5 protein-coding genes and 1 pseudogene are annotated in these 6,708 nt (G+C 59.3%); 3 read left to right on the forward strand and 3 right to left on the reverse strand.

Going from position 1 to position 6,708, the window contains the following annotated elements:
- Positions 1–500: 500 nt before the first annotated feature.
- Positions 501–1,100 (forward strand): serine protease, encoded by a 600-nt coding sequence (locus L9059_RS22260; RefSeq protein ID WP_247293071.1) that lies wholly within the window; start codon positions 501–503, stop codon positions 1,098–1,100.
- Positions 1,101–1,115: 15 nt separating this feature from the next.
- On the opposite strand, the gene L9059_RS22265 is transcribed toward L9059_RS22260, so the two are convergent.
- The 3 genes from L9059_RS22265 to L9059_RS22275 are packed head-to-tail and all read right to left on the reverse strand — an operon-like array spanning position 1,116 to position 3,243.
- Positions 1,116–1,256, reverse strand: a complete 141-nt coding sequence (locus tag L9059_RS22265; protein WP_247293062.1) for a hypothetical protein — start codon at positions 1,254–1,256, stop codon at positions 1,116–1,118.
- A 19-nt stretch (positions 1,257–1,275) separates the two neighbouring features.
- Complete coding sequence (locus L9059_RS22270; RefSeq protein ID WP_247293063.1) at positions 1,276–2,319, reverse strand: AraC family transcriptional regulator; 1,044 nt, start codon at positions 2,317–2,319, stop codon at positions 1,276–1,278.
- A gap of 9 nt (positions 2,320–2,328) precedes the next feature.
- Positions 2,329–3,243, reverse strand: a complete 915-nt coding sequence (locus L9059_RS22275; protein ID WP_247293064.1) for a GGDEF domain-containing protein — start codon at positions 3,241–3,243, stop codon at positions 2,329–2,331.
- Positions 3,244–3,610: 367 nt separating this feature from the next.
- On the opposite strand from L9059_RS22275, the gene L9059_RS22280 reads away from it, so the two are divergent.
- Positions 3,611–6,139: a TonB-dependent receptor gene (locus tag L9059_RS22280; protein ID WP_247293065.1), complete on the forward strand. Its 2,529-nt coding sequence runs from the start codon at positions 3,611–3,613 to the stop codon at positions 6,137–6,139.
- A gap of 61 nt (positions 6,140–6,200) precedes the next feature.
- Positions 6,201–6,708 (forward strand): annotated as a pseudogene (locus L9059_RS22285) (phytase); the annotation flags it as partial.

Here is a 6,708-nt window from a genome sequence, read left to right on the forward strand (position 1 = left end):
TAATTAAATTGCCGTCGCGTCAGAAATCCGTTGTTCTGGGGCAGCTACCGGCGTCCTTTGCAATCCTTGAGCCAGTCAGGGCCCGGAAATCAGGAGGAAATCATCGATCGGATGATCGGTACTCGCACTCGCGTGTCCAAGACAATTTGAGCCTAGTTCAAATTGTGAAACCTCCCTGCGCATTTTGTAAAATCGGCGTCATAGAAAAGTCCGTTCAATTGACTTTTATATGTCGTTATTTAGGCGTCAATAATAATTCGTTGTCTATGTAACGAAAAGCAATTGGACTTAGCACAATTCATTTGCTCACGATTCAAGAACCTCGACCATAAATAACAAAGTACCGGTGCAGAGCCCTCGGCAAGGATGACTACAACCTGAAAAAACATAAAAATTGACGACAAAAAACAGTCTAATCCTCCCTATTAAGTTGGTGAACTATCATGATCAAGATCATGGCCTGCTTTTTAATAGGAGCTGTACTCGCAGGATGCAACGGCATGGTGAAACCCGAATTTTCGGGGGCCGCCAATGATTCTTACTTTACAGTTTTTTCAGGCTTTCCTCTTCCCTATATGTATATGGCTTCGGCTGTGCAATGGAATGAGGAATACGCTGTGACTACTCGCCATACCCCGCTGATCCCCAACGTGCAATACAGCTGCAGCACCGGCTGTGACCTGGTCTTCATCCGTCACAAAGCCAATGGCCGCTATCCCGCCTGGCGTGCGCCGCGGGTAGGCGAGGCCATTACTGCCGTTGGCTCCAGCCCTTACATGGCGACCGCGACCGGCAAGGGCAAGGTGTATCAGGCGCCTTTTATCAATACCGATGAGAAGAGCGGTGACCTGTACGCCATTCACGATGCGCCGCTGGTCAAGGGCATGTCTGGTGGGCCGGTGATTGGCAACGACGGTAATATTGTCGGGATCAACATGGGCTTTTATTCCACGACGCTGCACGACGTCAGTGCCCATCCCGGGGTTAAAGGTGCCGAGCGCATCAGTGTGTTTATCCCATACGCGATAATTCAACGTGAATGGTTGTTGTTGCAGGCTAAACTTGATACGCCGCGTGGCACCCGACTCGCCGCCAAGTAAAAATTGAAGGCCCGGTCAGTTGGCCGGGCCTTTGAATGTCTGAAGATCTTTCGTTAACTCCTTCTCCAAGTGCTGGTCACCCTTGTGCCGCTCTTTATCCAGGTGAGTGGCTTCATTATCTATTTTTTCGTCAGCGTGTTTATCGGCTTTATCCATTTCCTCAAATCCGCCCCCGCTATCCCGTGCCGGAACCGAACAACTGGCGAATCAGGTTAGGTGTGCTGCCGGTCCAGCGCTTGAAGGAGCGCCGGAAATTTGCCGCATCATTGAAACTCAGGTATTCGGCCACTTCCTCGTTGCTCAAGCCTTTGATTTGATACAGGTACAGCGCTACATGCTTGCGTACCAGATCCACCTGTTGCTGAAATCCGGTGTGGTGTTTCTGCAATTTGCGTTTCAGTGTCGCCGGGCTCATGGCAAAGGCTTGCGCGGCCTGTTCAAGGCTTGGGGCCTCGCGTACGTGGGCCTGCAGGTAGCGATAGACACAGTCGACAAAACTTGAAGTGAAACCCAACTGGTCGATTTGCCCCTGGGCTTCCTGCCGGGCGACCTGGCCGACTGTTGCCGAGCGGTCGGGCCACGGCCGGGCCAGGTGTTCGCGGGGGATGCGCATCAGGTCCAGTGGGCGTTTGAACTGCGTGTCTTCGCCCAAGTGCACCCAGTATTGTTCGATGTAACGCGGCTCGGCGTGGCTGAAACTGCACTCCCATGGCAGGCGCTGGCCGCTCTGGGCGCGGCTCATGGCGACGATCGACGTCATGCTCGCTTCCAGCAGGAAGCGCCACTGCTCGCCAGCGCCGCAACTGTCCAGCCAGTAAAAATAGGCGTGCTGGTCGTCCAGCACCAGGCGCGGCGCGGCCAGCGGGCTGAGCAACGCCTGGTGCTGCACCAGGGTGTCGAGTGCCTGATGCAGGTTTTGTGCATGGCGCAGAGCGTGGCTGGCGGGGCCGTAGTGCCCGGGCAGCAAGCGCTGGCCGAACAGAAAGCTGCTGTCGTCGGCATCGAGCAGGCGGCGGCTGTTGTCGATCAGGGCGAGAAATTGCTGCGCACTGAGGCGCGTCTGTCCGGCCAGGATGTCGTCGTGGAACATCCCGGTGCCGCGCAACAGGCGATGGCTATCGATGTCCCGGGACAGCGCCAGGTCGATCAGGGTCGCCGGTTGGTAATGCCCGGGAATGAAACGGGTGTCGCTTTCGTACCAGGTGTTTTTAAGAGCCATTGCCGCGCCTCAGGCCGTTTTTGCCAGGGGCTGCTTGGCGCGGGCCAGTGCCAGGTTGAGCCGTTTGAGCAAGACGTCGGGTGCCTCGTCCATAGCCATCACCACGGCGGTGCTGGCGGACAGTTGCAAGCGCTCGCCGTGCTGCCGGGTTTTATGGGCCAGGCCATGGACTGCCTGTTGCAGTTCCAGGGCCAACAGGCGCGCCTGGCTTTCCCCGGTGTTGGGCAGCAGCACCACGAAACGGTCGCCGGCCAACCGGCACAGCAGGTCCTGGCGGCGCAGGTTGAGCAGCAGTAAATGGCTGATGGCTTGCAACACGGCATCGCCTTCGGCATGCCCAAACGCCTGATTGATCGCGGTGAAATTGTCCAGGTCCACGGCCATCAGCGACAGCGGCTGCTCATGGGCCAGACTTTGCGCCAGGCTGGCAGCCAACTGGCGCTTGAGATAATCGGCACCGCCGAGGGGCGTGAGCTTGTCGAACAGCCGGTGCTCGCGGAACAGTTTCTCGCGCTTTTCCATTTGTGCGCTGATTGCCAGCTGTTCCCGATGCCAGTGATAGATGCCGATGGTCAACAGGATCATCCCGACCGGCATCGGCCCGGATTCCAGCCAGTGATCCCAGGTGATGCTGTCGGGCAAGCGGATGAACTCGTCGAGGCTGTCGATCCACCAGGAGAAAAAAATGCAGCTCAGGCCCAGGGCCAGGTAATTGGTCACACGGCCAGCGGGGCGACTTTTGAGCACCAGCCCCAGCCATACCAGCGCCAATAGCGCCGAGCCGCCTTCGCCGATGATGTCCAGCCACACCCATTCGCTGACGCTTTTCAGTTCGCCGCAAGCCAGGTGCAGGAGTAATCCGAGGTTGGCCGCCAACAGGAGCAGGGCGAGTTTCCAACGATGGGGTTTGAGCACAGAGAACATGGCCGTGATCCTTTGGCGAATGGCAATGCGCGTCAGCACAGCAGATGTTTGTGACAGGCGGGTGACGGGTGGGAGGGGTCGAATCAGCTCAGGCCAAAGCACATTTTATCTGGCTCTTGAGTCCTTGGCTGGTGAGTAACCTGTGGGGAGGGAGCTAGCTCCCTCCCCACAGGGGTTCTCTGTTGCCACGAAGGTAGCGTCAGGCAGGTCATTTCAGCTCATTTGCCCCCGCCGACTCGCGCAAAACCGCGTTTTAAAGCACTGCCCGCCACCAGTGTCACAGAACCGTCATCCCCCAACCCTAGCTTGCCCTCCCAGTTGCCGGGCCACTTGCCTGGCGTCAACGGACTCTTGGGGGAGGACATTCATGTACAAGCGCAGCAGCACGGCCGGGTTCGTTGGTTTCACGCTCACCGCTCTGACCATGGCGATCGCCAGCGAACGGCTGAGTGCCGCCGAATCAGCGACCACCACTGAACACGTGCAGGTCGTGGGGCAGGCCGCGAGCATTGATCAGGCGCTCAAGGAACAGCGCAGCTCCGACAGCATCAAGAGCGTGGTGCACGCCGACGGTATGGCTCAGCTCCCTGACGAAAACGTGGCCGAAGCGGTGCAACGCCTGCCTGGAATCAGCGTCGAGCGTGACCAGGGCGAAGGGCGCTTTGTCAGCGTGCGTGGCTTGGGGCCGGACCTCAACAGTGTGACCATCAACGGCACGCTGGTGCCCTCGCCGGAAAGCGAACGCCGCGCCGTGGCCCTCGACGTGTTGCCCTCGGAACTGGTGCAGTCGTTGTCGGTTATCAAGACCCTGACCCCGGACATGGACGCCAACTCCCTGGGCGGTACGGTCGATGTGCAAAGTCTCTCGGCCTTCGATCACAAGGGGTTGTTCTATACAGGCAGCACTGAAGCGAGCTACGACAAGAACACCCACCAGACCAGTCCGAAATTTTCCGGTGCCGCCAGTAACCGTTTCAGCCTCGGCGACGGCATCGACAACTTCGGCGTCGCCGCAGCATTGAGCTGGCAGAAGCGCGATTTCGGTTCGGACAACGTCGAAACCGGCGGTGCCTGGAACTTCGAGCAAGGGCCCAGGCTGCAGGAGTTCGAGCAACGGCACTACGACATCAGTCGCGAACGGGCGGGCGGTGGACTCAACTTCGATTACAAGCCCGACGACCTCAGCAGCTATTATCTGCGAACGCTCTACAGCCGCTACAAGGACAGCGAAACACGCAACTCCACTGCGTTCGAATTCGCCGATCCGCTGGCCGCCGCCGAGACCGGCGATACCGAAGGCTCACGCAAACTCAAGCAGCGCGAGGAAACTCAGGAAATCCAGTCCTACGTGCTGGGCGGCGAGCGCCTGTTCGGTCTCTGGACTCTGAGCGGGCAGGCCGGCTACAGCCGCTCCAGCGAAGACAGCCCGGGGCATATTGGCAATGCTGCGTTCGATGGCACCGATGACTTTGCCGACAGCGGCTTCTACGATAACGACAAGCCGCGCCCGATCATCGGCCAGGGCTTCTACGACCCGGGCAATTTCAGCCTCGACAAGGTCGATTGGGAGAAACAGCGCACTACCGACACCGAAAAGAATCTACGTCTTGACCTGGCTCGGGACTATGACCTCAAGGGTTACGCGTCCCAGGTCAAATTCGGCGGCAAGGTCAGTCGTCGCAACAAGGACAATGACCTCGACGCCTGGGTCTATGAAGACTTCGATGACCTGGGTTTCAATGACCAGCAACTCAACCTGACGCAGTTCCAGAAAGGCACCGTCGACTACCGCCTCAGCCGGTTTGGACCGGGCATCAGCGCCAGTGCGATCAAGGACCTGATCGGTGGCCTCAATCGCGACGATTTCTACGACGAGACCGAGTCACGGGTCAACGACTTCAAGATCAGCGAGGACATCAACGCCGGCTACCTGATGAACACCATCGACATCGACGACTGGCGTTTCATAGCCGGCATGCGCTACGAAGGCACCGAGTTTCAAGCCAAGGGCACCGGTGCCACCGATGGCGAATTCCAGGCCACCGACACCAAGCGTCGTTATCACCACTGGCTGCCGGGGCTGCATGCGCGTTATCAGCTGGACAAGAACACTCAGGTTCGCGCGGCCTGGACCAAGTCGGTGGTACGTCCGACCTTCGGCCAGCTGGCGCCGGGCTTTGTCATCGACGACGACGAGGCCACTTTTGGCAATCCAGACCTCAAACCATTGGAGTCGAGCAACCTCGACCTGGGCATCGAGCACTTCATGGGCCGCGCCGGCACCGTCTCGGCTTTCGTGTTCTACAAGGACATCAAGAACTTTGTCTACAACACTGACCTTGCCGGTACCGGTGCGTGGGTCGATTTCGCCGAGGCGCACACTTTCGCCAATGGCGACAGCGCCAAACTCTATGGCCTGGAACTGGCCTACTCGCAGAAATTCGACTGGCTGCCCGCGCCGTGGAACGGCCTATTGATAGGTGCCAACACCACCTTCAGCCGCTCCGACGCCCAGATCAAAGGCTTCGACGCCGCCACCGGCACCAACAGCAAGCGCAGCATCGATCTGCCCAGCCAGTCGGACACCGTCGGCAACCTGATGCTCGGTTGGGAGGACGACAAGCTTAGCCTGCGCCTGTCCGCCAACTACAAGTCTGATTACCTCTACGAACTGGCGTCGATCAATGACAAGGCCCACGACCTGCACGTTGACGCCCAGACCTTCGTCGATTTCAGCGCGCGCTACTCGCTGACCAAGGACCTGCAAGTGAGCTTCGAGGCGCAGAACCTTACGGACGAATCGTACTTCGTCTACACCGGGCACCGCGCCTACAACGGGCAGTACGAAGAGTACGGCCCGACCTTCAAGCTCGGCCTGACCTTCACCCACTTCTAAGCCCGGGATGGCAGCCGCCGCAGCCATCCGGTTGTACGCATCACAAGGAAATTGCCTGTTCATGAGCCTTTTTTTATCACCCTCCCGTTGCCTGCTGGCCGCCCTGATCAGCCTGAGCGTCACCCAGGCCATGGCTGGCCCGGCGAACCTGACACTCACGCCCTGGGCGCCGAACCTCAAGGTCGACGCCGTGGCTTTCCTGCCGACCGGCCCTGGACGCCTGGCCGCCAGTCAGCGCGATGGCCTGCTATTGCTCAACCCCAAAGGCGCGGAACTGGCGCGTCTGCAAGGGTCATTCACTGGCCTGGACAGCCGCGCTCTTGGCGCCCGTGTGCTGGTGGCGAGCCTCGACAATGCGCGTCAGCAAGCGATGCTGGTCAGCCTCAATGCTGACCAGCGCAGTTGGGGCCCGCCGGTTTATCTGCCGCCGCGTGACTACCCGGTGAATGGCCTGTGCCTGTACCGCGACGAGGCCAGCAACCTGTTCCTGTTCCTGGTGGGCGAGGAGGGCAAGGGCGAGCAGTGGCTGGTCGGCAACGGCGCCGGTCTCGATGCCCAGCCGCAACGGG

The sequence above is a fragment of the Pseudomonas violetae genome, assembly GCF_023072615.1.
GTDB classification, from domain to species: Bacteria; Pseudomonadota; Gammaproteobacteria; order Pseudomonadales; family Pseudomonadaceae; genus Aquipseudomonas; species Aquipseudomonas violetae.

Excerpts from the sequence above, each read along its gene's own strand:
- L9059_RS22265 (WP_247293062.1), bottom strand. The coding sequence starts at position 1,256 with ATGGATAAAGCCGATAAACACGCTGACGAAAAAATAGATAATGAAGCC.
- L9059_RS22270 (WP_247293063.1), bottom strand. The coding sequence starts at position 2,319 with ATGGCTCTTAAAAACACCTGGTACGAAAGCGACACCCGTTTCATTCCC.
- L9059_RS22275 (WP_247293064.1), bottom strand. The coding sequence starts at position 3,243 with ATGTTCTCTGTGCTCAAACCCCATCGTTGGAAACTCGCCCTGCTCCTG.
- L9059_RS22280 (WP_247293065.1), top strand. The coding sequence starts at position 3,611 with ATGTACAAGCGCAGCAGCACGGCCGGGTTCGTTGGTTTCACGCTCACC.
- L9059_RS22260 (WP_247293071.1), top strand. The coding sequence starts at position 501 with ATGGTGAAACCCGAATTTTCGGGGGCCGCCAATGATTCTTACTTTACA.